The organism is Bradyrhizobium sp. NC92 (genome assembly GCF_025200865.1).
Classification (GTDB): Bacteria; Pseudomonadota; Alphaproteobacteria; order Rhizobiales; family Xanthobacteraceae; genus Bradyrhizobium.
This window is the reverse complement of record NZ_CP104171.1, coordinates 646044-666909: the sequence shown is the minus strand read 5'-3', so window position 1 is coordinate 666909 and position 20866 is coordinate 646044. Positions and strand designations below refer to the sequence as shown.

Here is a 20866-nt window from a genome sequence, read left to right as displayed (position 1 = left end):
GCGCTGATGACGGCCGGCGTTCTGCTGTCCGGCTGCGACACCGATCAGGTCTCGCTCGCAACCAATGCCAAGGCCAATCAGCCAGTGCCGCCGAAGCTGATCGCCGCGATGGCCGAGAAGAATATGGACCTGCAATCGCCGATCCTGGTCCGCCTGTTCAAGCAGGAGGCGGAGCTCGAGGTCTGGAAGCAGACCCGCAACGGCCAGTTCGCGCTGCTCAAGACCTATCCGATCTGCCGCTGGTCGGGCGATCTCGGCCCCAAGGTGCGCGAAGGCGACCGCCAGGCGCCGGAGGGATTCTACTCGATCAACCCGGGCCAGATGAATCCGCAATCGGCCTATTACCTCTCGTTCAACACCGGCTATCCGAACGCGTTCGACAAGGCGCTGGGCCGCACCGGCTCGCAGCTGATGGTGCACGGCGACTGCTCTTCGCGCGGCTGCTACGCGATGACGGATGAGCAGATCGCGGAGATCTATTCGCTGGGGCGCGAGTCCTTCTTCGGCGGCCAGAAGGCATTCCAGCTGCAGGCCTATCCGTTCAAGATGACGCCGGTGAACATGGCCAAGCACCGGAACAATCCGAACATGGCGTTCTGGAAGATGATCAAGGAAGGCTATGATCATTTCGAGGTGACGCGGCAGGAGCCGAAGGTCGATTTCTGCGAGAAGAAGTACGTTTTCGACGCGGCGAAACCGGCCGATGCCAAGCGCGATCCGGTGTTCGACGCTTCCGCAAAATGCCCGGCCTATGTGATCCCCGAGGAGATCGCCAGCGCCGTGCGCGAGAAGCAGGCCAAGGACGAAACCGAATACGCAAGGCTGGTCGCCAAGGGCACGCCGGTGGCGCGGATGAACACCGGCATCGATGGCGGCATGAACAAGATCTTCGCCGCCAAGATTCCGGAAGGCTCGACCGGCCTGTCCGAGGGCGCCGAAGGCACCACGCTGCAGATGCTCGCCATGGCGAAGGCGCCCGGCACCATCCCCGGCCACGTCAACCCGCCCAAGCCGAACCTCGACGCCGTCGCGTCCGCGCCCGCACCGAAGGAAGAGCCTGTCGTCGCCGTCAGCACGCCCGCGACCGGCACCCGCGTCGCCGCGGCCCAACCTGCCGAAAAGTCCGGCGGCTTCTTCTCCAATCTCGGCCGCAAGATGGGGCTCGGCACCGCCGATACCACCGCGACCACCACGCCGGCGCCGCAAGCCACCGCGTCCGTGGCCCCGGCCGCCCAGACCTCCACGACGCCGGCCACGGCCGCCTCGAGACTCAAGGCCGCCGTGACTCGCTTCGTGCCGGGGCAGGACAAGTCCAAGGATTCAGTAAAAGACGCGGCGAAGGACACGCCGAAGCCGGCCGTTGCGGTCGCCAAGCCTGCCGAGCCGCCGAAGCCCGACACCCGCCTCGCCGCAACGCGCCCGGCGCTGAAGCCGTCGGTCTCGGACGGCGCGGGTGACAATGCCCCGATGATGGCCGGCGCCGCGCCGGTGGTGCAGTCGAACTCGTTTGACAGCCGGTTCTCGGCGGTGAAGTAGGCGGGCGGACGCGAACGCGCCTTCCACGAGGCAATCAAGCCTAACAACGTCATCGTCCGCAAAGGCGGTGGTGCCGGCAGCGGCAGTCTTCGTGCCAATCTTGCGCCAAAGTGATCCCCTGATAACCTTCGTGTTCAAGAGGCCGAAATTTTGGACCCTGAGCACGTCAACGGAACTGCAGGGACACCTTGGACGGAGAGTGAAATCTCCGCCGTGGTCGACAGTTATTTTCGGATGCTGACCTCCGAAAGAGAAGGCATCGCATACAGCAAGGCACAGAACCGGCGTCAGTTGATGACGTTCGTTCGTCGGTCCGAAGCATCGATCGAGCGCAAGCTTCAGAACATCTCCGCTGTTCTCGATATGCTCGGAGCCCAGTGGATCAACGGTTACAAGCCGCTGGCGCACTATCAAGACGCCTTAGTGGCCGCGGTCGAGCGCAATATTGGAAAGACACCCGACGTTCTTTACCCGGCTAGCAACGACACTCGACCGCTGATGCTAAACGATGATGCCTTGTTCGTAGCTCCGCCTTCCATCGCAGGTTTCGAAAAGACACTGACCCCTGCAGTCCGGCGGCTCGTGGGAAAGTTCGATCCCGCCGAGCGCGACGCGCGAAACCGGCAGTTGGGGAAAGCTGGAGAGAAGTTCGTGATGGACTTCGAGCGCGACCGTTTACGCCGCTCCGGGCGCGAAGACCTTGCCAATGACGTTCGCTGGGTTTCAGACCTGGATGGCGATGGCTACGGTTACGACATCCGTTCTTTTGAAACCGATGGGCAGGAGCGGCTACTGGAGATCAAGACGACGTGCGGTCACGAACGCACCGCGTTCTGGCTCACGCGCCGCGAAGTGGATGTTGCAGCAGAAAGAAGTGACAGCTACCGAATCCGCCGCGTCTTCCATTTTCGAAACCGGGCACAGATGTTCGAGATAGCTCCGCCGCTCGAACATGCCCTCTGCATGACGCCGAACACATATTCGGCTGAACCCAGATAGCGTGCAGGTTGGCTTTAGGTAATTCTGCCGCCGCGAGAAAACTTCTGATAAATAAAAATTCTCTTTACCCGAACCCCCGAAACACCCGATCGTCACGGTTCGTGGGGTGGGTTGCGGTGGACGCGGGCGGCGTTGGCGCCAGATGCGGTCGCAGGGCGGGTAGTCCCCGTGAGCGATCAGCGGGCGTGGTACGACGGCGCTGCCGCGCCCTTGCGAGGCCGAAAGGCGAAGCAGGGCCAGCGTACGGCAAAATCGTGTGGTCCTGGCGCCCGCAGGCTGGCGTCAAGTCTTTCGCGGTGGTGTGGGTGCCCAACCGGGTTGCCCACATCAGCGATCTGGCGAGGCGACGGGGGCAAAAGTGCAACGCTCCCCGGGGAGAGCGCGACCTAAGCCGTCAAACCACTGCGCAGGGAAGGCCGGTTATCGGGCTGCACCTGTGTCTCCCCTGTGAGCGTCTACTTACGCATCATTGCACAGGGGCTCGCGGGTGCCAGCCGGTACCCGGCCTTCCCTGCGCCCTTCCGACTCGAAGAGCGCCAGAAGCGAAGCAAAACCCGGGCGCGGAAGCGCCGCGGGATCGCGATGGCACGTTCGGATGTTTGACAATTGAAGAAGCGGACAGGGTGCCGCGCCAGTCTTGGTCAAGCGCCGGGGTATCGCATATGGAGCGATCTCGCTTGTGGCCATCCTTCGAGACGCCCGCCATTGGCGGGCCCTCAGGATGAGGATCGAGAGCGTTGCACCAGTTTCAACAGGCTCCGATGCTGCTTAGCCTCATCCTGAGGAGACCGCGAAGCGGTCGTCTCGAAGGACGAGGCGCGCGCTCAGCTCGCGCACGGGCCATATCCCTACGGCGCCAGATAGCGCATCAGCTCCGGATTGCCCCTCACCTCCCCCGCCTCCCCCTGCAGCGCGACTCTTCCGCGGTCGAGCACGTAAGCATAGTCGGCGACGCGGAGCGCGAGGTCGAGGTGCTGCTCGACGATGATGACGGCGATGGTCTTGGCGAGCTCGATCAGGCGCTCGGTGATCTCCTCGATGACGCCGATCCAGACGCCTTCGGTGGGCTCGTCCAGCAGCAGCAGCTTGGGATCGCCCAGCATGGCGCGCCCGATCGCGAGCATCTTGCGCTCGCCGCCGGAGAGCGTGCCGGCGGGCTGGTCGAGGCGCTGGCCGAGCTTCGGGAAGATGGCCAGCACGCGGTCGATTGCCGATGCGTCCTTGCTGGCGAGCGAGCCGACCGCGAGATTGTCGCGCACCGACAGGCGCGCGAACACCGAATGCTCCTGCGGCACATAGCCGATGCCGGCGCGGACGCGCTCCTGGGTGGCGCGGCGACTGATGTCGCGGCCATCGAATGCGACCTCGCCCTTCCATGCCGGCAGCTCGCCGACGATGGTCTTCATCAGCGTGGTCTTGCCGGCGCCGTTGCGGCCGAGCACGGCGACGCCGCCGCGCCAGGGGATGCCGAGGCTGACGTCGAACAGGACCTGGCTGCGGCCGTAGCCGGCATCGAGATGCTTGATGTCCAAAAATTCAGGCACGGCGCAGATAGATCTCCTGGACGGATGTGTTGGCCTGGATCTCGGACACCGTGCCTGTTGCCAGCACCCTGCCCTGGTCGAGCACTGTGAGGCGGTCGCAGATGTCGCGGATGAAATCGAGGTCGTGCTCGACGATGACGAGCGAGCAATGTTTCTTGATCGGTTGCAGCAATTCGCCGGTGACGCGACGCTCCTCCAGGCTCATGCCGCCGGTGGGCTCGTCGAGCAGCAGCAGCTTCGGCTTGCCGGCGAGCGCCATCGCGATCTCCAGCCATTGCTGCTGACCGTGCGACAGCGCGGCGGCCGCATCGAAGGCGCGGTCGGCGAGACGGAACTGCCTGAGCATGGTCATGACCTGATCGTGCAACGCGCCGCGTGTGCGCGAGAACACGAGGTCGAACAGCGAGGACTGCGCCTGTAGCGCGAGCAGGATGTTGTCGTAGAGCGTCAACGACGGCAGCACGGATGTGATCTGGAATTTCAGGCTCATGCCGGCGCGGGCACGCTCGGTCGGTGTGAACGCGGTGATATCGGTGTTGACGAAGCTCACCTTGCCTTGCGTCGGCACCTCGGCGCCGGCGATGCACTTCATCAATGTGCTCTTGCCCGAGCCGTTCGGGCCGATCAGGCCGTGGAACTCGTTCTCGCCGACGCTGAGGGCTGCGCCGTCGAGCGCGGTGAGCTTGCCGAAGACCTTCTTGATGCCGGCGGCTTCAAGGAGCATTGTGCTTCTCCTTGATCCGGGAGCCGAAGCTGCCGACCCGTTCGCGCTCGCCAAGGACAAAACTGATCAGGCCGAGCGGCCGGAACAGGATCACGAGCAGGAGCAGCAAGCCGAGGATGATCGGCCAGATGTCGCGGTAATTGTCCGAGAGCCAGAAGCTGACGCCCTCGACGATCACGGTGCCGATGACGGCGCCGATCAGCGTGCCGGAGCCGCCGAACAGGACGTAGAGCACGACCTGGGTCGAAACCACGACGCCGACCATGTTGGGCCAGACGAAACCTTCGTGGAAGGCATAGAGGCTCCCGGCAAGACCGGCGATGGCGCCGCCGATGGTGAAGATGATCGCCTTCAGGTGCTGCGCCTTGTAGCCGAAGAAGGCGATGCGCTGCTCGTTCTCGCGCAGGCCTGCGAGCGCCAGACCGAACTGCGAGCGCACCAGGAAGCGGCAGAGCAGGTAGACCACGACGAGGATGCCGAGCACGAGATAATAGAAGGCCGGTCCTTCCGTGAAGTCGTAAGACCCGAGCGACATCGGCGCGATCGAGGGGATGCCGTTCTGGCCGCCGAGATAATACCAGCCGCGCGCCAGACGATCGGCGGCGTAGGAGCCGGTCAGCGTGCCCAGCGAGACGAAGATCACGCTGGAGGGGTGCCGTCCCAGCAGCAGGAAGCCGCCGAGCAGCAGCGCGAAGGTGAGGCCGATCAGCGTGCCCGCCGGCAGCACCAGGAAGATGTTCGTGATGCCGAGGTCGCGCGCGAGCAGGGCGACGCCGTAGCCGGCCGAGCCGAAGAACAGGGCCTGGCCGAAGCTCATGATGCCGGCATAGCCCCAGACCAGGTCGAACGACAGCGCGAACAGCGCGAGGATGACCACGCGCGTCGCGAATACCGTGAGATAGTCCTGCAGCACCAGGGGCGCGAACAGCGCCGCGACGAGCACAAGGCCCTCGACGATGGGCAGGATTTTTCGTCCTGCCTCGACGCGGCCATTGGCCTGTTCCGCCGCTGCGCCTTCAGCCATCGCACCATCCGCTTCGTCGTCCGCGTCGGCGACGATGGCCTCTCTTACCACACTCATCGGCTTCAGCATTCCACCTCAGCATTCCTTGGGATCGACGAGGCCGTTGCTGCGCCCGACGATCTCGTAATTGCCGCTCTTTGCGACCGCGGTGTACATCTTCATCTTGCAGTGCCGCTTGCCCGGCACCATTTCGGCGGGTCCACCGGGACCTTCGGCGATCTTGGCATGGTCGAGCGCGGCGGCAACGGACTCGCGGTCGATCTTGCCGGCTTCCTTCACCGCCGCTTCCCACAGCTTGAGGCCGCGATAGGTGCCGGTGGCCGCGCTGCCGGCGGCGAACAGGAAGTTGCCCGGGAAATCCTTCTCATAGGCCGCCTGGATCTTGGCGTCGAACGGGTTCTCCTTGGTCAGCACCTTGAAATAGTCGAGGCAGCTGGCGAGGCCCTCGATTTCGGCAGCCTGGTTGATGTTGAGCGTGTTCTCGTCGTAGTAGACGCAGGCGAGACGTCCGCCGTTCTTGAGGAAGCCGGCTTCATAGAGCTGCTTGAAGAACGGTCCGACGCCGGGCGGGATGACGGTGTTGAAGACGACGTCGACCTTGTTGGAGATGATGCGGTTGACGGTCGCGGAGAAGTCGACCTGGTCGAGCGGGTAATATTCTTCGAACACGACCTCGCCGCCACTCGCCTCGATCACCTTGCGGGCATAGACGTTGAGGGTATGCGGCCAGACGTAGTTGGCGCTGGGCAGCGCGAACTTCTTGCCGCCGTTCTTGATCAGCCAGGGGATGAACTCGTCGCATTGCTGCGCCGGCGTCGGGCCGGTGCAGAACAGGTAGGGCGTGCACTCCTTGCCCTCGTAGAGCTGCGGATAGATGTAGAGCGTCTTGCCGCGCGCCACGATCGGGTCCTTGATCGCGTTGCGCATCGACGAGGTGATGCCGCCCAGCACCATGTCGACCTTGTCGCGCTGGATCAGCTTGCGGACGTTGCCGACGGCGACGGATTCGTTGGACGCGGTGTCCTCGATGTAGAGCTCGAGCGGACGGCCGAGCAGGCCGCCGGCTCCGTTGATCTCCTTGATCACCATTTTCGCGACGTTGGCGTCGGCATTGCCGGCATAGGCGATCGGGCCGGTGAGGTCGGTGGCGATGCCGACCTTGATCGGCGCCTCCGCCGCATTGGCCCAGGGCGCCGGGATCACCCAGCTGCCGACGCCGGTTGCGACCGCACCCGATGCAAAGGCGAAATTGGAGAGAAAGCGGCGGCGCGAAAGCTGCGTACGATCGAACATGACTAAACCCCTTTTCCAGCGATGAGACCTTGCGGACGGAATTTGATGAAGACGATGGCAAGGACGAAGACGAGCACGTCGGCGACGACGGGCGCCATCACCCAGGGCAGCGCCGCGCTCAGCGTGCCGATGACGCCGGCGCCCGCGACCGGGCCGATGAAGGAGCCGACGCCGCCGACCATGACCGCGACGAAGCCCTGGATCAGGAAGCGCAGGCCGAGATCGGCAAACAGGCTGAACACCGGCACGATCAGCGCACCGGCCAGGCCGGCGAGCGCTGCTCCGAAGGCAAAGGTGGCGCCGTAGATCAGCGGCGTTGAGATGCCCGAGGCACGCGCCAGCGACGGGTTCTCCAGCGTCGCCCGCACGCGCAGGCCGAAGCTGGTGCGCGACAGCAGCAGATAGCAGAGGCCCATCACCAGCAGCGTGATGACGATGATGGTGAAGCGCCAGGCCGAGATGTGCATGGCGCCGACGTCGATCGAGCCGCCGATCGGCTCCGGCACGGTGAGATAGAAGCCGCCGATCAGCCCGCGAACGATCTCGCGGATGATCAGGCCGAGCGCATAGGTGCCGAGCATGGCAACGATCGGTGCGGCGTAGAATCGCCGGATGATCAGCGCCTCCAGCACGAAGCCGAGAGCGCCGACCACGAAGGGCGCTGCCACCATGCCCGCCCAGATCGGCAGGCCCTTGGCATAAGCGAGATAGGTGATGTACGCCCCGAGCAGGACGAACTCGCCCTGCGCGAAGTTGAAGATGCCCATCATGCTGGCGATGATCCCGAGCCCCAGCACGATCAGGACGATGATCGCACCGAAGCTCAGGATTTCGAACGCTGCGACGAACGCGTTAGCCATGTGGTGGTGTTCCGTTCGTCTGGACTAGTCCCTCGTTCACATCTTCTTCCAGTCGTCGATCTGCTCGAAGGCATGGGCGGCGCGGTAGATGGTGGATTCCTCGAACATGCGGCCGACCAGCATCAGGCCGACCGGCAGGCCGTCGACCATGCCGCAGGGCAGCGACATCGCGGGATGATGGGTGATGTCGAACGGCGCGGTGTTCGAGATCATCTCGAGCGCACGAGCGACGTAGTCCTCGCGGCTGGCATTGGGCTCCGGCAGCTTGGTCGCCTTCATCGGCGTGGTCGGTAGCAAGAGCAGATCGTAATCCGCAAAGGCCTTGTCGTAGGCCGCGGTCAGCCGGCGCGAGATGTTGAGCGCCTTGCCGTAGAAGCGTGGACCGAAATTGTTGTTGATGTAGGTGCCAAGCATCATGAACAGTTTCGTGGTCTCGGACAGCGAGTTGGCCTGCCGGCGCCAGCCGCGATGGAAATCCATCAGCGAGGTCGAATAGAGATCGCCGCGGCTGAGGCCATAGCCATCGCCGAACATCATGGTCTGGGTCAGGCCTTCGGTGCCGATCGGAGTCCAGATCGCTCCGCCCATGAGGTGCATCGGAATCGAGACGGTCTCGACAGTGGCGCCCAGATCCTTGAAGCGCTTTGCGGCCTCGCGCACGCTTTCGTTCACCGCAGACTCGGCGGTCGGCTGCTCGAAACCCTCCTTGAGGATGCCGATCTTCATGCCCTTGACGCCCTGGCCGAGCGCCTTGGTGTATTCCTCGACCTTCGGGGCCTTGATCCTGGGATCGTAGCCGTCATCGCCGGCGAGCACCTCGAGCAGCAGCGCATTGTCGGCGACCGTCGCCGTCATCGGCCCGGTATGATCGACATAGATCTCGATCGGCATGATCCCGGTATAGGGGACGAGGCCCCAGGTCGGCTTCATGCCGTAGATGCCGCAGAACGAGGACGGCATGCGGATCGAGCCGCCCTGATCGCCGCCGATCGCCATGTCGACCTCGCCGAGCGCGACCACGACGCCCGATCCCGACGACGAGCCGCCGGCCGAGTAGCCCATCTTGTGCGGATTATGCACCGGCCCGTAGGAGCCGGTGTGGCTGCCGCCGGACAGGCAGAAATGCTCGCAATGCACCTTACCCTTGATCTCGGCGCCGGCATCCAGCATGCGCGTGACGATGGTGGCGTCGAAATCGGGCACATAGCCTTCCAGCGTCGACGAGCCGTTGGTCATGGGCACGCCGGCCAGCATGATGTTGTCCTTCAGTGCAACGGTCTTGCCCTTGAGCTTGCCGCTGGCGGCGCCCTTCACGGTCGACTTGCGATACCAGGCATTGCGCGGGTTCTCTTCGGCCGAGGGCCGATAGCCCGGCGTGCGCGGATATTTCACCTCGGGCAATTCGTCCGGCATCGCGGCAACGAGATTGTAGGCTTCGATCGAGCCCTGCATGAGACCGCGGAACGAGGCGACGTCATCATCGGTGAGCGAAAGGCCGCACTGCTCGGCGACACTGCGAAGTTGGGCTGGCGTGGGAAGGGCAACTGTCACGGCGCTCTCCTTGAAGGCTTCTTGATCCCTGGCACTGATGGAAGCCTCTCGCCCGCGCCTTGGGGGTGCGGGTCAACCGGCTTCACGTGGTTACTAGAGACGGAAATATTTTCCTTTTCAAGTATTATTTCGCGAAAGCGCTGCGGCCTATCGGCAGCCGTCGCTCAGAGCGTCTTGATGATCTTGAAGTCGAGACCGTCGGCTTCAGCGAGGTACATCGGCATCTCGGCGCGTCCGTCGCGAAGCGTTACGGGACCGCGACCCGCCGAGTAGACGGTGTTCCGCGCGGCCTTCAGCAGCGGACGAAAGGCCAATGATCCGGCGCGGTTGGCGACGGATTCCAGGAAGCGCAGCCCCTCATAGTTCGACTGACCGACGGAGCCGACCGGCGGCGCGTTGGCACCGAACATGGAATAATAGGCACCGAGGAACTCGTCATTGGCGCGCGAGACCAGGCCGTTGAAATAGCCGGAGGCGCAGAACAGATTCTCGGTGTTGTCGGCACCGATGCCGAGCAGCACGGTCTCGTCCATCGCACCTGCAAGCCGCAACGTCGAGGTGGCAAGTCCCGCTTCGGCGAAGGCGCGGTTGAAGGTGATGCTGTCGGTGCCGATCAGCGAGATCAGCACCACATCCGGCTTGGCGGCACGGATCCGCGCCAGATGCGGCTCGTGATTGTCCTCGCCTACGGGTACGAACTCCTCGCCGACGACCTGGCCGCCCGCCTCCTTGATGTAGCGCTTGACCGCGCGATGCGACTGCCAGGGCCAGACGTAGTCGCTGCCGATCAGGTACCAGCGCGCCGCCTTCTTGACGTCCGCGAGCCAATGGATCGCCGGCCGGCTCTGCCAGCGCGGCGTCTCACCGATCGCCATGACGCCCGGCGTGCGCTCGCCGCCTTCATAGACGGGCGTGTAGATGTAGGGGATGCGGTTGCCGGTGACCTTGCGCAGTGCGACGCGGACCGCGCTGATATGCGAGCCCATAATGAGGTCGACCTCGTCGAGTGCGATCGCCTGCTCGGCACGGCGCACCACCTCCTCGATCGGTCCGCCGGAATCGTAGATCGACAGTTCGAGCTCGCGGCCGAGAATGCCGCCGCGCTTGTTGATCTCGGCAACCGCCAGCATCGCGCTGTTGGTGGAGGTCGGGCCCCAGATCCCGGGCGAGCCGGTGAAGGTGAGGAAATTGCCGATGCGCAGCTTGCTGCGCGCGCCGCGCCGCCTCATGAAATGCGCATCGACCGGAGACAGGTCGAAATCCGCCGCCGATGACGACAAATTCCTGAACAGCAAGGACGGCGGCAACGCCGGGCCGCCGTGAGCCGGGAAGTTTACCGTCGCGTGCACGCCAACTCCTGTCTGAGACCAGACTTGAAAGCACATTGAGCAGGCGGCCGCGGCTTCCGCCCTTTTGTTGGGCAATGATCCTATTTTGAAAATATTGAATATTCAAGAATTGAAGTGCATATAGATGCAGCATTGTTTGCAAGACATTCACTCATTTGGGTCAAGACGAAGTCTTAGCCGTGGCAAAACCGTCGAAAGAAAACTCCCCGATCACCGAACATCTCGCCTACCTGCTCGCGCAAGCCAACCGGGAGATCAACCGGCAGCTCGAATTGCGGTTGAGCAAGGAAGGCGTGCCGGTCGAGCAATGGCGCATCCTGAAAGTGCTGTCGGATGGCGAGGGCCATTCGATGGGCGAGCTTGCTGACGCCGTGCTGCTCAACCATCCGACGCTGACCAAGATGATCGACCGCATGGTCTCCGACACGCTGGTCTATCGCGTGCAGGACCCGAACGACCGCCGCAAGGTGCTGATGTTCATCTCCGACCGCGGCAAGGTGCTGTGCAAGAAGCTCAACTCGCTCGCGGTCGACCAGGAGGAGCACATCCTGGAGAGCTACGGCGACAAATCGACGAGCGAATTGAAGCGGCTGCTGGAGAGCTTGATCGATAGCTCGAATTGAGCGCGAGCTACACCCTCAACTGTCATCGCCCGCGGAGGCGGGCGATCCAGTATTCCAGAGACGATTGTGATTGAGCCGAAAGGCTGGGGCGTACTTGATGCCCCGCCTTCGCGGGGCATGACAGCATCACCTAATCACTACGCATACCGCCCGTGGCAGTGCTTGTACTTCTTGCCGCTACCGCACGGGCAGTCCTCGTTACGGCCGACCTTGCCCCAGCTCGTCGGGTTCTTCGGATCGCGCAGCGCAGCGTCGGTAGCCTGGGCGCCGAGGGTGACGCTGGCGAGGGCCATCTCGTCTTCGCCGGTGTTCGGATCGAACTTGTGCGCCTCCATCGGCGGCAGCACCGGGGCTTCCTGCTCCGGCGGGACGATCTCGACACGCATCAGCTGCGCCGTGACCGCCTCGCGCAAGTGAGCGCTCATCTCCTGGAAGAGATTGAAGGCTTCGGTCTTGTACTCCTGCAAGGGATCGCGCTGGCCGTAGCCGCGCAGGCCGATGACCTGGCGCAGATGGTCGAGCATGATCAGGTGCTCGCGCCAGAGATGGTCGAGCGTCTGCAAGAGGATGGTCTTCTCGACGTAACGCATCACGTCGGGACCCCATTGCGCGACCTTCGCCGCCATGTGCTCGTCGGCCTTGGTCTCGATGCGGTTGAGCAGCTCCTCGTCGGCGATGCCCTCTTCCTTGGCCCATTCGTCGACCGGCAGGTCGAGATCGAGCACGCGCTTCAATTCGTCCTTCAGACCCGCGACGTCCCACTGCTCGGCATAGGCATGCTCGGGGACGTGCTTGGCGACGAGGTCGTCGATGAAGGCGTGGCGCATGTCGGCGACCGTCTCGGCGACGCTCTCGTCCTTCATCAGCTCGACGCGCTGATCGAAGATCACCTTGCGCTGGTCGTTCTGGACGTTGTCGAACTTGAGGAGGTTCTTGCGGATGTCGAAGTTGCGCGCCTCGACCTTCTGCTGCGCCTTCTCCAGCGCCTTGTTGATCCAGGGATGGATGATGGCCTCGCCCTCTTGCAGGCCGAGACGCTGCAGCATGCTGTCGAGGCGATCCGAGCCGAAGATGCGCATCAGATCGTCTTCCAGCGACAGGAAGAACTTCGAGCGGCCGGGGTCGCCCTGACGGCCGGAACGGCCGCGCAGCTGGTTGTCGATGCGGCGGGATTCGTGGCGCTCGGAGCCGATGATGTAGAGGCCGCCGGGCTTCTTCACGGTCTTGGCGGGCTTGCTTCCCTTGGCCGGCTCGACCTCGACGGTCTCCTCGGCCTTCAGCACGATGTCGCGGAAATGCTCGATGTCGGCCTTGATCTGCTCGATCTTCTTGGCCTTCTCGGCTTCGTCGGTGAAGCCGGCCGTTTCCTGCTGGATGCGCATCTCGAGGGAGCCGCCGAGCTTGATGTCGGTGCCGCGGCCGGCCATGTTGGTGGCGATCGTGATCGCGCCGGGCACGCCGGCCTCTGCGACGATATAGGCTTCCTGCTCGTGGAAGCGCGCGTTCAGCACCGCGAACAGCTTGGCCGGCTTGCCGGCGCGGGCGGCGGCATAGAGCTTGTCGAGCGCGCCCTCCTTGCCGAAATCGATCTGCTTATAGCCGTTCTTCTTGAGGAAATCGGCCAGCACTTCCGACTTCTCGATCGAGGCGGTACCGACCAGCACCGGCTGCAGCCGCGCATTGGCCCGCTCGATCTCGGCGAGGATGGCCTGATATTTTTCCTTGTGGGTGCGATAGACCTCGTCGTCCTCGTCGAGGCGCGCGATCGACAGATTGGTCGGGATCTCCACGACCTCGAGCTTATAGATGTCGAACAATTCATCCGCTTCGGTCGCGGCGGTGCCGGTCATGCCCGCCAGCTTCTCGTACATGCGGAAGTAGTTCTGGAAGGTGATCGAGGCCAGCGTCTGGTTCTCGGGCTGGACCTGGACGTGCTCCTTGGCCTCCAGCGCCTGGTGCAGGCCTTCCGAATAGCGGCGGCCCGGCATCATGCGGCCGGTGAATTCGTCGATGATGACGACCTCGTTGTCGCGGACGATGTAGTCCTTGTCGCGCGTAAACAGCGTGTGGGCGCGCAGGGCCTGGTTGATGTGGTGCACGACGGAGACGTTCTCGACGTCGTAGAGCGATTCGCCCTTGAGCTGGCCGGCATCGCGCAGCAGCGTCTCGATCTTCTCCATGCCGCCTTCGGTCAGCGTCACCGTGCGCTGCTTCTCGTCGACCTCGTAGTCGGTCTTGTCGAGCTTGGGCAGGAAGCCGTCGATGGTGTTGTAGAAGTCGGAGCGATCGTCGAGCGGACCGGAGATGATCAGTGGCGTGCGCGCTTCGTCGATCAGGATGGAGTCGACTTCGTCGACGATGGCGAAGAAGTGCGGCCGCTGGACCATGTCCTCGAGCCGGTACTTCATGTTGTCGCGGAGATAGTCGAAGCCGTATTCGTTGTTGGTGCCGTAGGTGATGTCGCAGGCATAGGCCGCCTTGCGCTCGGCATCGTCGAGGCCGTGCACGATGACGCCGGTGGTCATGCCGAGGAAGCTGTAGATCTGACCCATCCAGCCGGAGTCGCGGCGGGCGAGGTAGTCGTTGACGGTGACGACGTGGACGCCCTTGCCGGCGAGCGCGTTCAGATACACCGCAAGCGTTGCGACCAGCGTCTTGCCTTCGCCGGTCTTCATCTCGGCGATGTCGCCCTCGTGCAGCACCATGCCGCCGATCAGCTGGACGTCGAAATGGCGCTGGCCGAGCGTGCGCTTGGCGGCCTCGCGCACGGTGGCGAAGGCGGGGACCAGCAAGTCGTCGAGCGTCTTGCCGTTCGCGAGCTGCTGCTTGAATTCCGCGGTGCGGGCCTTGAGCGCCTCGTCGGAAAGCTTGGCGAGCTCAGGCTCCAGCGCGTTGATCGCGTTGACGCGGGACTGATATCCCTTCACCCGCCGGTCGTTGGCGGAGCCGAAAAACTTGCGGGCGAGCGCGCCGATCATGCCTAGTTCCTGTGTTCGCGATTTAACCGCGTTGGGCCCAAGAAGTTGTTCCCCGCCTGCCTATCAACTCACCGTGACGCTTCGCGGCGTCAGAGCCCGGACTGCGGGGTCATCCGCCATATGGGTGGGAATTGGGCAAGTCTGGGTTCAACGGCCAAAAACGCAGCAAAATAAACGCCATCGCCATGGTCGCGATCGGGCAGAGATATGGCCCGGTCAGGGCCTTGTCAACGGCGGGCGCATTGCGGCTAATTCATCATTTTGACAGACTTTTCGCGTTGCCAAGCCCCCCTGATTGGGCGAGTGTCCGCCCCGCTCGAGCAGCCCCCTGCTTCAACATAAGGATTTTCCATGACCGCCTCGTTCCCGGTAATCACCGGCCAGCGCTTCCGCAACGCGTCCGCCCTGGCTGGCAGCCTCGCCCTGGCGCTGTCCCTGGCGTTTGCGGGCCCGCTCCGGGCCGCCGATGATCCGGTGCTGGCGAAGGTCAACGGCGCGGAAATCAAGAAGAGCGACGTCACCATGGCCGAGGAGGAGCTCGGGCCGAGCCTCGCCCAGATGGACCCGGCGACCAAGGATGAGAACGTCCTCTCGTTCCTGATCGACATGAAGATCGTCAGCAAGGCTGCCGAAGACAAGAAAATCGCCGACAGCGAGGAGTTCAAGAAGCGGCTCGCCTTCGCCCGCAACCGGCTTCTGATGGACAGCCTGCTCGCCAACGAGGGCAAGGCCGCCACCACGCCGGACGCCATGAAGAAGGTCTATGAGGAGGCTTCCAAGCAGATCACCGGCGAGCAGGAGGTGCGCGCCCGCCACATCCTGGTCGAGACCGAGGATGAGGCCAAGGCGGTGAAGGCCGAGCTCGAGAAGGGCGCCGATTTCGCCGAGCTCGCCAAGAAGAAGTCCAAGGATCCGGGCTCCGCCGACGGCGGCGACCTCGGCTTCTTCACCAAGGAGCAGATGGTGCCGGAATTCTCGGCCGTGGCCTTCTCGCTGGAACCCGGCAAGATCTCCGACCCCGTGAAGTCGCAGTTCGGCTGGCACATCATCAAGGTCGAGGAAAAGCGCAGCCGCAAGGCGCCCGATTTCGAGCAGGTCAAGGCCCAGATCGAGCAGTACGTGACCCGCAAGGCCCAGGCCGAGTATGTCGCCAAGCTGCGCACCGAAGCCAAGGTCGAACGGCTGGACCAGCCGGCGGCGGATGCCTCCAAGGACGCCAAGCCGTCAGACAGCAAGATGGCGCCGCCGGCGAAGAAGTAAGAATTCGCTGTCACTTCGCGGACGCCAAGAGTATCTAACGTCGCAATGGCCGGGGCTCCCCCGGCCATCTGCATGTCCAGACCCTACCAAGGCGCCCGCGATGTCCTCCTCCGTCTCTCCCCTCGCCCCCAAAACCGTCCCTGATATGCCCGTGATCGCGGGCGTCCGTCTTGCGACGGCCGAAGCCGGCATCCGCTACAAGAACCGCACCGACGTGCTGCTGGCGGTGATGGACAAGGGCACTGCGGTCGCCGGCGTCTTCACCAAGTCGAAGTGCCCCTCGGCCCCGGTGGAATGGTGCCGCGCCAAGCTGAAGGGCGGCAAGGCGCGCGCGCTCGTCGTCAATTCCGGCAATGCCAACGCCTTCACCGGCAAGACCGGCCGCGCCTCGACCGCGCTGACCGCGAAGATCGCGGCGAAGGCGGTCGGCTGCAGCGAGAGCGAGATCTTCCTGGCCTCGACCGGGGTGATCGGCGAGCCGCTGGACGCCACCAAGTTCGACGGCGTGCTCGGCCGTCTCGCCGAAACCGCCGAGCCCGGCGATTATCTCGCCGCGGCCAGGGCGATCATGACCACCGACACCTTCCCGAAGGTCGCGACCGCGACCGTCAAGCTCGGCAAGGCCAAGGTCACCATCAACGGCATGGCCAAGGGCGCCGGCATGATCGCACCCGACATGGCGACGATGCTGTCCTTCATCTTCACCGACGCGCCGATCGCGCCCGCCGCACTGCAGGCCCTGCTCAAGGCCGGCGTCGAGGACACGTTCAATGCGGTGACGATCGACGGCGACACCTCGACCTCCGACACGCTGCTGGCGTTTGCGACCGGCGCTGCCGCCGCGCATGGCGCACCGAAGATCAGCCGCGCCAGCGATCCGCGCCTGAAGACCTTCGTCAAGGCCTTCAACCAGGTGCTCGCCAATCTCGCCGAGCAGGTCGCCCGCGACGGCGAAGGCGCGCGCAAGCTGGTCAAGATCACCGTCGAGGGCGCCAAGACCAAGGCCTCCGCCCGCAAGATCGCGATGTCGATCGCCAACTCGCCGCTGGTGAAGACCGCGATCGCCGGGGAGGACGCCAATTGGGGCCGCGTGGTGATGGCCGTCGGCAAGGCCGGCGAACCCGCCGACCGCGACAAGCTCTCGATCTCCTTCAACGGCATCCGCGTCGCCAAGAGCGGCGCGCGCGATCCGTCCTATGACGAGGCCCAGGTGTCGGAAGCGATGAAGGCGCCTGAAATCGCGATTCTGGTCTCGCTCGGCCTCGGCAAGGGCCGCGACCGCGTCATGACCTGCGACCTCACCAAGGAATATGTGGCGATCAACGGGGATTACAGGTCGTAGGCCTCACGGTGTCATTCCGGGGCTCGCGAAGCGAGAACCCGGAATGCGTCCAAGCAATCACCCCGAGATCCTTGCGTCGGCAACCGCCTTCTTGAACAGCGCGTTCATGGCGTCCGAGATGCCCTGCGTCGGGCTGACCTCAAAATACAGGCCCGGCGAAGCGCAGCTCTCCATGTTCTGTGCGATCTGGCTGTTCGGCGACGGGCCATAGGGGCCGGCATTGAACGGGTCGATCCATTTCATGTACCAGGAGTTGGTCGGCAGCGCGAGATAGGTCGTGTACAACACAGCGATCTTGATGCCGCGATCCTTCATCGTCTTGCAAAGCGCAGGGTTGAGCGGTGACTGGCAGCGCGTGCTGCCCGAGAGCGGTTTCAGGCACCCGGTGTTACTCTCGTCGGCGACGCCATCAGACACGAAGAACAGGTATTTGAGCGGACTGGACGAGGTGCCGCTTCCGGGGGAGCTGATCTGGCCGTTGATCGCAGGAAAGACCGCGGTGAATGGGGTATCCTGATCGTTATTCTCGTTCTGGCCGTTCACCGACATCAAGTCGATGTTGCCGGCCGCCGTTTTGGCGCTGGAGAGAGAGGACGACAACGAAAACAGACTGCGCAGACCGAGCGAGCTTGCAGAGCCGCCGAAATCATAGATCGCCATTCTGAACTGGTTTGAATAGGTCTGAGTGGCGTTTGCCGTATCCATCAAGGACTGCGTGGCGCTCCGAAGTACGTCGATCCGGGTGGTCACGCCAAGCTTCTTGGCCAGGTCGTAATAATTGTTCTTGTCGTTGAGGTCGTGGCAGGCGAAAGCGCACTTATCGGACGTGTTGTTGACCATCTTCTGCACGTCGCTCGGCGTCGCGCCGACACCCATCGACGGAGAATTGTCCAGCAGCAGATAGAAATCGATATAGAGCGGCATGCTGGCCGTCGCCTTCGACGTGCCACTCAAGGTCATCGCGGACTTGCCGATCACGCCGAGAAACATGGTGTTCATAGTTGCGGTGAACGAAACCGTCGCAGTGACGGTCGAGCCGGACTTGACCACGGTCGGCGTGAGGCCCGTCAGCGTGTAGCCGGTCAGATTGGCGCGATTGGCATCGAAGATGTTCTGGGCGTCCGTAACGCCGACCGAAATGGAGCCGTCCGCAGTCATGTTGCCGGCGGCCTTGAAGCCGGGCGAGGCCTTGGCGATCGAGCCGACACTGGCCGCATCGGCGGCAGCCTGAAGCTTGGACCGGGTCAGCGTCGCGCGCGAATAATCGATGGCGCAGCCGATCGCACTGATCACGGGAACGCAGGCGAGAGCGAAAATCACCGCGATATTGCCGCGCCGGTCGTGGACGAACCGGCGGAAGAGAACGGAAAGCGCAGTGCGCATGGGTCGGACCTGGTGTGGTTTAAGCGTTCCCACACTAGGAACCGTGGATTAAATATGACTTATGGAGACCTTGGAAACATGGACCGCAACGAGGTTAACAAACCGTTGCGGACGATCATCAGCGAGCGACGACCACGCATGGCCGATCTCAAACTGACACTGGTGGTGGCCTGCGCGCTCGTCGACGCCGACAAACGCGTCCTGATCGCGCAGCGCCCCGAAGGCAAGGCGCTGGCGGGCCTTTGGGAATTCCCCGGCGGCAAGTGCGAACCGGGCGAGCGGCCGGAGCAGAGCCTGATCCGCGAGCTGCATGAGGAGCTCGGCATCGAAGTCGCCGAGCCGTGCCTCGCGCCGTTGACCTTCGCCAGCTACGCTTATGAGACCTTCCATCTCCTGATGCCGCTCTACATCTGCCGGCGTTGGGAGGGAATGGTCACCGCACGCGAAGGCCAGAACCTTGCCTGGGTCCGCGCCAACAAGCTGCGCGACTACCCGATGCCGCCGGCGGATATTCCGCTGATCCCGCATCTGATCGATTTGCTGATGTGATTGCAGTGTGCCCCGGACGAAGCGCGAAGCGCTGCAGAGCCGGGGCACAGGTCGCAGACTGGGTCCCGACTCTGCGCAGCAGCGTAAGAACGCTGCAGCGCGTCCGGGACATACATCACTCCTTCCCGGCCTTCTTCACCGCCTCCGCCAGGCTCGCTTTCGCCGAGCCCGGCTTGAGCGGCTGCTGCTGGCTCGCATGCGGGGCCCAGCCCGAGAGCCAGACGATGTCGAACGTCGCACGGATGCGACCGTCAGCGTCGGCAAAGCGCTCGGCGTAGATTTCGGCCATCCGCAGCAGCGTCGCGCGGCGGCTCGGTATGCGGCGCCGCTCGATCAGCACATTGGCCGCGCCCATGCGGCGGAGATCCTGCATCAAGGCGAACGCATTGCCGTAGCGCACCACGACACGATCGACGTCGGTCACCGGCAAGGCAAAGCCGGCGCGCTGCAGCAGCGCGCCGACATCGCGGAGGTCCGCAAACGGTGCGACACGCGGCGACACGCCGCCCTCGCATTCGGCTTCCGCCGCCGCAAAGGCCTGCCGCAGCTCGGTGAGGCTGTCGCCGCCGATCATCGCGGCAAGCAGCAGGCCGTCCGGCTTCAGCGCCCGCCGGATCTGCGCCAGCACGCCCGGCAGGTCGTTGACGAATTGCAGCGCCAGCGCCGAGACGAGGAGGTCCAGGCTTTCCGGCGCGAAGGGAAGCTTCTCCGCGCCGGCCGCGTCGAGCGCGATGTGCTCGATGGAAGGAAGCCGCGTGCGCAACGCCACCAGGCCCGCGCCGGGCGTCCAGAGGTCGGCGGGAGCGTGAAACTCCCGCATCACCGCCGCCAACCGGTCTGACATGTCCTCGGCAACGCGATCGAGCAGGAAGCTCACGGGACCCTGCGCCTGCGCACGCCGCTGCCGCGCGTGCAGCAAGGCGCGATCGAACAAAGCAGGCGGGGTTTGAGGGGGTTGGGCCATGCCGCTGGTTACGCCGATCTCCACGGTTCTGGCAATCCGCTGCGTACAACGCTAGCCTCCCCACATGGAAGCTAACACCGTCCCTTCCCGTTCCATCGTCGCACCGCTTCGAGCCACGTGGACGGCCGGCCGCCACGTGCTGACGCGGGCGGCGCGGCTGGCGCTCGACATCGCGCTGCCGACACAGTGCGTATCCTGCCACGAGCCGGTCGAGGGCGAAGGCGTTTGCGCTTCGTGCTGGGCGCGGCTGTCGTTCATCGAACGGCCCTATTGCCCGCGGCTCGGCATCCCCTTCGTCTATGACCCCGGCCCCGACATGCTGTCGATGGAGGCGATCGCGAGCCCGCCGGCCTACCAGGGGGCGCGCGCGGCGGTGCGCTACGACGACGTCGCGCGCTCGCTGGTGCATGCGCTGAAATACCAGGACCGCACCGATCTGGCGCCTGCCATAGGCCGCTGGATGGCGCGCGCGGGCCGCGAGTTGCTGACCGGCGCCGACATGCTGGTGCCCGTGCCCCTGCATTGGCGGCGGGCCTGGCGGCGCCGCTACAACCAGTCCGGAGCCCTCGCCCGTGTGATCGAGCGGCAGAGCGGGGTCAAGGTAGCAGGCGACGTGCTGCGGCGGGTGCGTGCCACCGAGCAGCAGGTCGGCCTGTCGCGTGCCCAGCGCGCCACCAATGTGCAGGGCGCATTCCAGGTATCTCCCGACCGGCAGGCCGAGGTCCAGGGCCGCCGCGTTGTCCTGATCGACGATGTCCTGACGTCAGGGGCGACGCTCGATGCCTGCGCGCGAGCCCTGCTCCGCGCCAAGGCGGCCCAGGTCGACGTGCTGGTCTTTGCCCGGGTTGTCGAGAGCGGCCCCCGTCCCATATAATTCAACGAATTCA

General features: G+C 64.2%; 17 protein-coding genes. 7 read left to right on the top strand and 10 right to left on the bottom strand.

Going from position 1 to position 20866, the window contains the following annotated elements; all coding sequences use genetic code 11:
- The first annotated feature begins 6 nt into the window (after positions 1-6).
- Positions 7-1536 carry a L,D-transpeptidase family protein gene (locus N2602_RS03100; protein WP_260381724.1) on the top strand — a complete coding sequence of 510 codons (1530 nt, stop codon included), beginning with the start codon at positions 7-9 and terminating at the stop codon, positions 1534-1536.
- A gap of 213 nt (positions 1537-1749) precedes the next feature.
- Positions 1750-2535, top strand: coding sequence for a DUF3883 domain-containing protein (locus tag N2602_RS03095; protein ID WP_260381723.1), 786 nt, complete (start codon positions 1750-1752; stop codon positions 2533-2535).
- 848 nt (positions 2536-3383) lie between these two features.
- On the opposite strand, the gene N2602_RS03090 is transcribed toward N2602_RS03095, so the two are convergent.
- The 7 genes from N2602_RS03090 to N2602_RS03060 all read right to left on the bottom strand — a co-directional run bounded on the left by N2602_RS03090 (position 3384) and on the right by N2602_RS03060 (position 10880).
- On the bottom strand, positions 3384-4079 hold the full coding sequence (locus tag N2602_RS03090) for an ABC transporter ATP-binding protein (protein ID WP_025032669.1): 696 nt from the start codon (positions 4077-4079) through the stop codon (positions 3384-3386).
- Positions 4072-4803 carry an ABC transporter ATP-binding protein gene (locus N2602_RS03085; RefSeq protein ID WP_260381722.1) on the bottom strand — a complete coding sequence of 244 codons (732 nt, stop codon included), beginning with the start codon at positions 4801-4803 and terminating at the stop codon, positions 4072-4074. The genes N2602_RS03090 and N2602_RS03085 overlap by 8 nt, the downstream gene beginning before the upstream one ends.
- Positions 4793-5896, bottom strand: a complete 1104-nt coding sequence (locus N2602_RS03080) for a branched-chain amino acid ABC transporter permease (RefSeq protein ID WP_260381721.1) — start codon at positions 5894-5896, stop codon at positions 4793-4795. The genes N2602_RS03085 and N2602_RS03080 overlap by 11 nt, the downstream gene beginning before the upstream one ends.
- A gap of 6 nt (positions 5897-5902) precedes the next feature.
- Positions 5903-7120 (bottom strand): substrate-binding protein, encoded by a 1218-nt coding sequence (locus N2602_RS03075; RefSeq protein WP_172786534.1) that lies wholly within the window; start codon positions 7118-7120, stop codon positions 5903-5905.
- A gap of 2 nt (positions 7121-7122) precedes the next feature.
- Positions 7123-7980: a branched-chain amino acid ABC transporter permease gene (locus tag N2602_RS03070; RefSeq protein WP_172786533.1), complete on the bottom strand. Its 858-nt coding sequence runs from the start codon at positions 7978-7980 to the stop codon at positions 7123-7125.
- A 36-nt stretch (positions 7981-8016) separates the two neighbouring features.
- Complete coding sequence (locus N2602_RS03065) at positions 8017-9531, bottom strand: amidase (RefSeq protein WP_260381720.1); 1515 nt, start codon at positions 9529-9531, stop codon at positions 8017-8019.
- Between the two features lie 164 nt (positions 9532-9695).
- Positions 9696-10880: a substrate-binding domain-containing protein gene (locus tag N2602_RS03060; RefSeq protein ID WP_172786531.1), complete on the bottom strand. Its 1185-nt coding sequence runs from the start codon at positions 10878-10880 to the stop codon at positions 9696-9698.
- A gap of 179 nt (positions 10881-11059) precedes the next feature.
- Between N2602_RS03060 and N2602_RS03055 the strand changes: the two genes are divergently transcribed.
- Positions 11060-11503, top strand: coding sequence for a MarR family winged helix-turn-helix transcriptional regulator (locus tag N2602_RS03055; protein ID WP_172786530.1), 444 nt, complete (start codon positions 11060-11062; stop codon positions 11501-11503).
- A 137-nt stretch (positions 11504-11640) separates the two neighbouring features.
- Here the strand turns inward: N2602_RS03055 and secA are convergent, their stop codons facing one another.
- Positions 11641-14481 (bottom strand): preprotein translocase subunit SecA, encoded by a 2841-nt coding sequence (gene secA, locus N2602_RS03050; protein WP_260381719.1) that lies wholly within the window; start codon positions 14479-14481, stop codon positions 11641-11643.
- 351 nt (positions 14482-14832) lie between these two features.
- Here secA and N2602_RS03045 point away from each other — a divergent pair, with 351 nt between their 5' ends.
- Together N2602_RS03045 and argJ are read left to right on the top strand one after the other, a co-directional pair.
- Positions 14833-15741 (top strand): peptidylprolyl isomerase, encoded by a 909-nt coding sequence (locus tag N2602_RS03045; RefSeq protein WP_172786528.1) that lies wholly within the window; start codon positions 14833-14835, stop codon positions 15739-15741.
- A gap of 100 nt (positions 15742-15841) precedes the next feature.
- Positions 15842-17083, top strand: a complete 1242-nt coding sequence (argJ, locus tag N2602_RS03040) for a bifunctional glutamate N-acetyltransferase/amino-acid acetyltransferase ArgJ (RefSeq protein ID WP_260381718.1) — start codon at positions 15842-15844, stop codon at positions 17081-17083.
- Between the two features lie 57 nt (positions 17084-17140).
- On the opposite strand, the gene N2602_RS03035 is transcribed toward argJ, so the two are convergent.
- Positions 17141-18466, bottom strand: coding sequence for a TadE/TadG family type IV pilus assembly protein (locus tag N2602_RS03035; RefSeq protein WP_260381717.1), 1326 nt, complete (start codon positions 18464-18466; stop codon positions 17141-17143).
- 138 nt (positions 18467-18604) lie between these two features.
- On the opposite strand from N2602_RS03035, the gene N2602_RS03030 reads away from it, so the two are divergent.
- Complete coding sequence (locus tag N2602_RS03030; RefSeq protein WP_172786525.1) at positions 18605-19015, top strand: (deoxy)nucleoside triphosphate pyrophosphohydrolase; 411 nt, start codon at positions 18605-18607, stop codon at positions 19013-19015.
- A 115-nt stretch (positions 19016-19130) separates the two neighbouring features.
- Here the strand turns inward: N2602_RS03030 and N2602_RS03025 are convergent, their stop codons facing one another.
- Positions 19131-19979 (bottom strand): class I SAM-dependent methyltransferase, encoded by an 849-nt coding sequence (locus N2602_RS03025; protein ID WP_260381716.1) that lies wholly within the window; start codon positions 19977-19979, stop codon positions 19131-19133.
- A 64-nt stretch (positions 19980-20043) separates the two neighbouring features.
- On the opposite strand from N2602_RS03025, the gene N2602_RS03020 reads away from it, so the two are divergent.
- The gene (locus N2602_RS03020) at positions 20044-20853 is read left to right on the top strand and encodes a ComF family protein (RefSeq protein ID WP_260381715.1); all 810 of its coding nucleotides are present in this window, start codon (positions 20044-20046) and stop codon (positions 20851-20853) included.
- Positions 20854-20866: the final 13 nt, after the last annotated feature.

What these genes read in the sequence shown, in the direction of transcription:
- N2602_RS03100 (WP_260381724.1), top strand. Translation starts at nt 7, where the DNA reads ATGACGGCCGGCGTTCTGCTGTCCGGCTGCGACACCGATCAGGTCTCG.
- N2602_RS03085 (WP_260381722.1), bottom strand. Translation starts at nt 4,803, where the DNA reads ATGCTCCTTGAAGCCGCCGGCATCAAGAAGGTCTTCGGCAAGCTCACC.
- N2602_RS03080 (WP_260381721.1), bottom strand. Translation starts at nt 5,896, where the DNA reads ATGCTGAAGCCGATGAGTGTGGTAAGAGAGGCCATCGTCGCCGACGCG.
- N2602_RS03075 (WP_172786534.1), bottom strand. Translation starts at nt 7,120, where the DNA reads ATGTTCGATCGTACGCAGCTTTCGCGCCGCCGCTTTCTCTCCAATTTC.
- N2602_RS03070 (WP_172786533.1), bottom strand. Translation starts at nt 7,980, where the DNA reads ATGGCTAACGCGTTCGTCGCAGCGTTCGAAATCCTGAGCTTCGGTGCG.
- secA (WP_260381719.1), bottom strand. Translation starts at nt 14,481, where the DNA reads ATGATCGGCGCGCTCGCCCGCAAGTTTTTCGGCTCCGCCAACGACCGG.
- N2602_RS03045 (WP_172786528.1), top strand. Translation starts at nt 14,833, where the DNA reads ATGACCGCCTCGTTCCCGGTAATCACCGGCCAGCGCTTCCGCAACGCG.
- argJ (WP_260381718.1), top strand. Translation starts at nt 15,842, where the DNA reads ATGTCCTCCTCCGTCTCTCCCCTCGCCCCCAAAACCGTCCCTGATATG.
- N2602_RS03035 (WP_260381717.1), bottom strand. Translation starts at nt 18,466, where the DNA reads ATGCGCACTGCGCTTTCCGTTCTCTTCCGCCGGTTCGTCCACGACCGG.
- N2602_RS03030 (WP_172786525.1), top strand. Translation starts at nt 18,605, where the DNA reads ATGGCCGATCTCAAACTGACACTGGTGGTGGCCTGCGCGCTCGTCGAC.
- N2602_RS03025 (WP_260381716.1), bottom strand. Translation starts at nt 19,979, where the DNA reads ATGGCCCAACCCCCTCAAACCCCGCCTGCTTTGTTCGATCGCGCCTTG.
- N2602_RS03020 (WP_260381715.1), top strand. Translation starts at nt 20,044, where the DNA reads ATGGAAGCTAACACCGTCCCTTCCCGTTCCATCGTCGCACCGCTTCGA.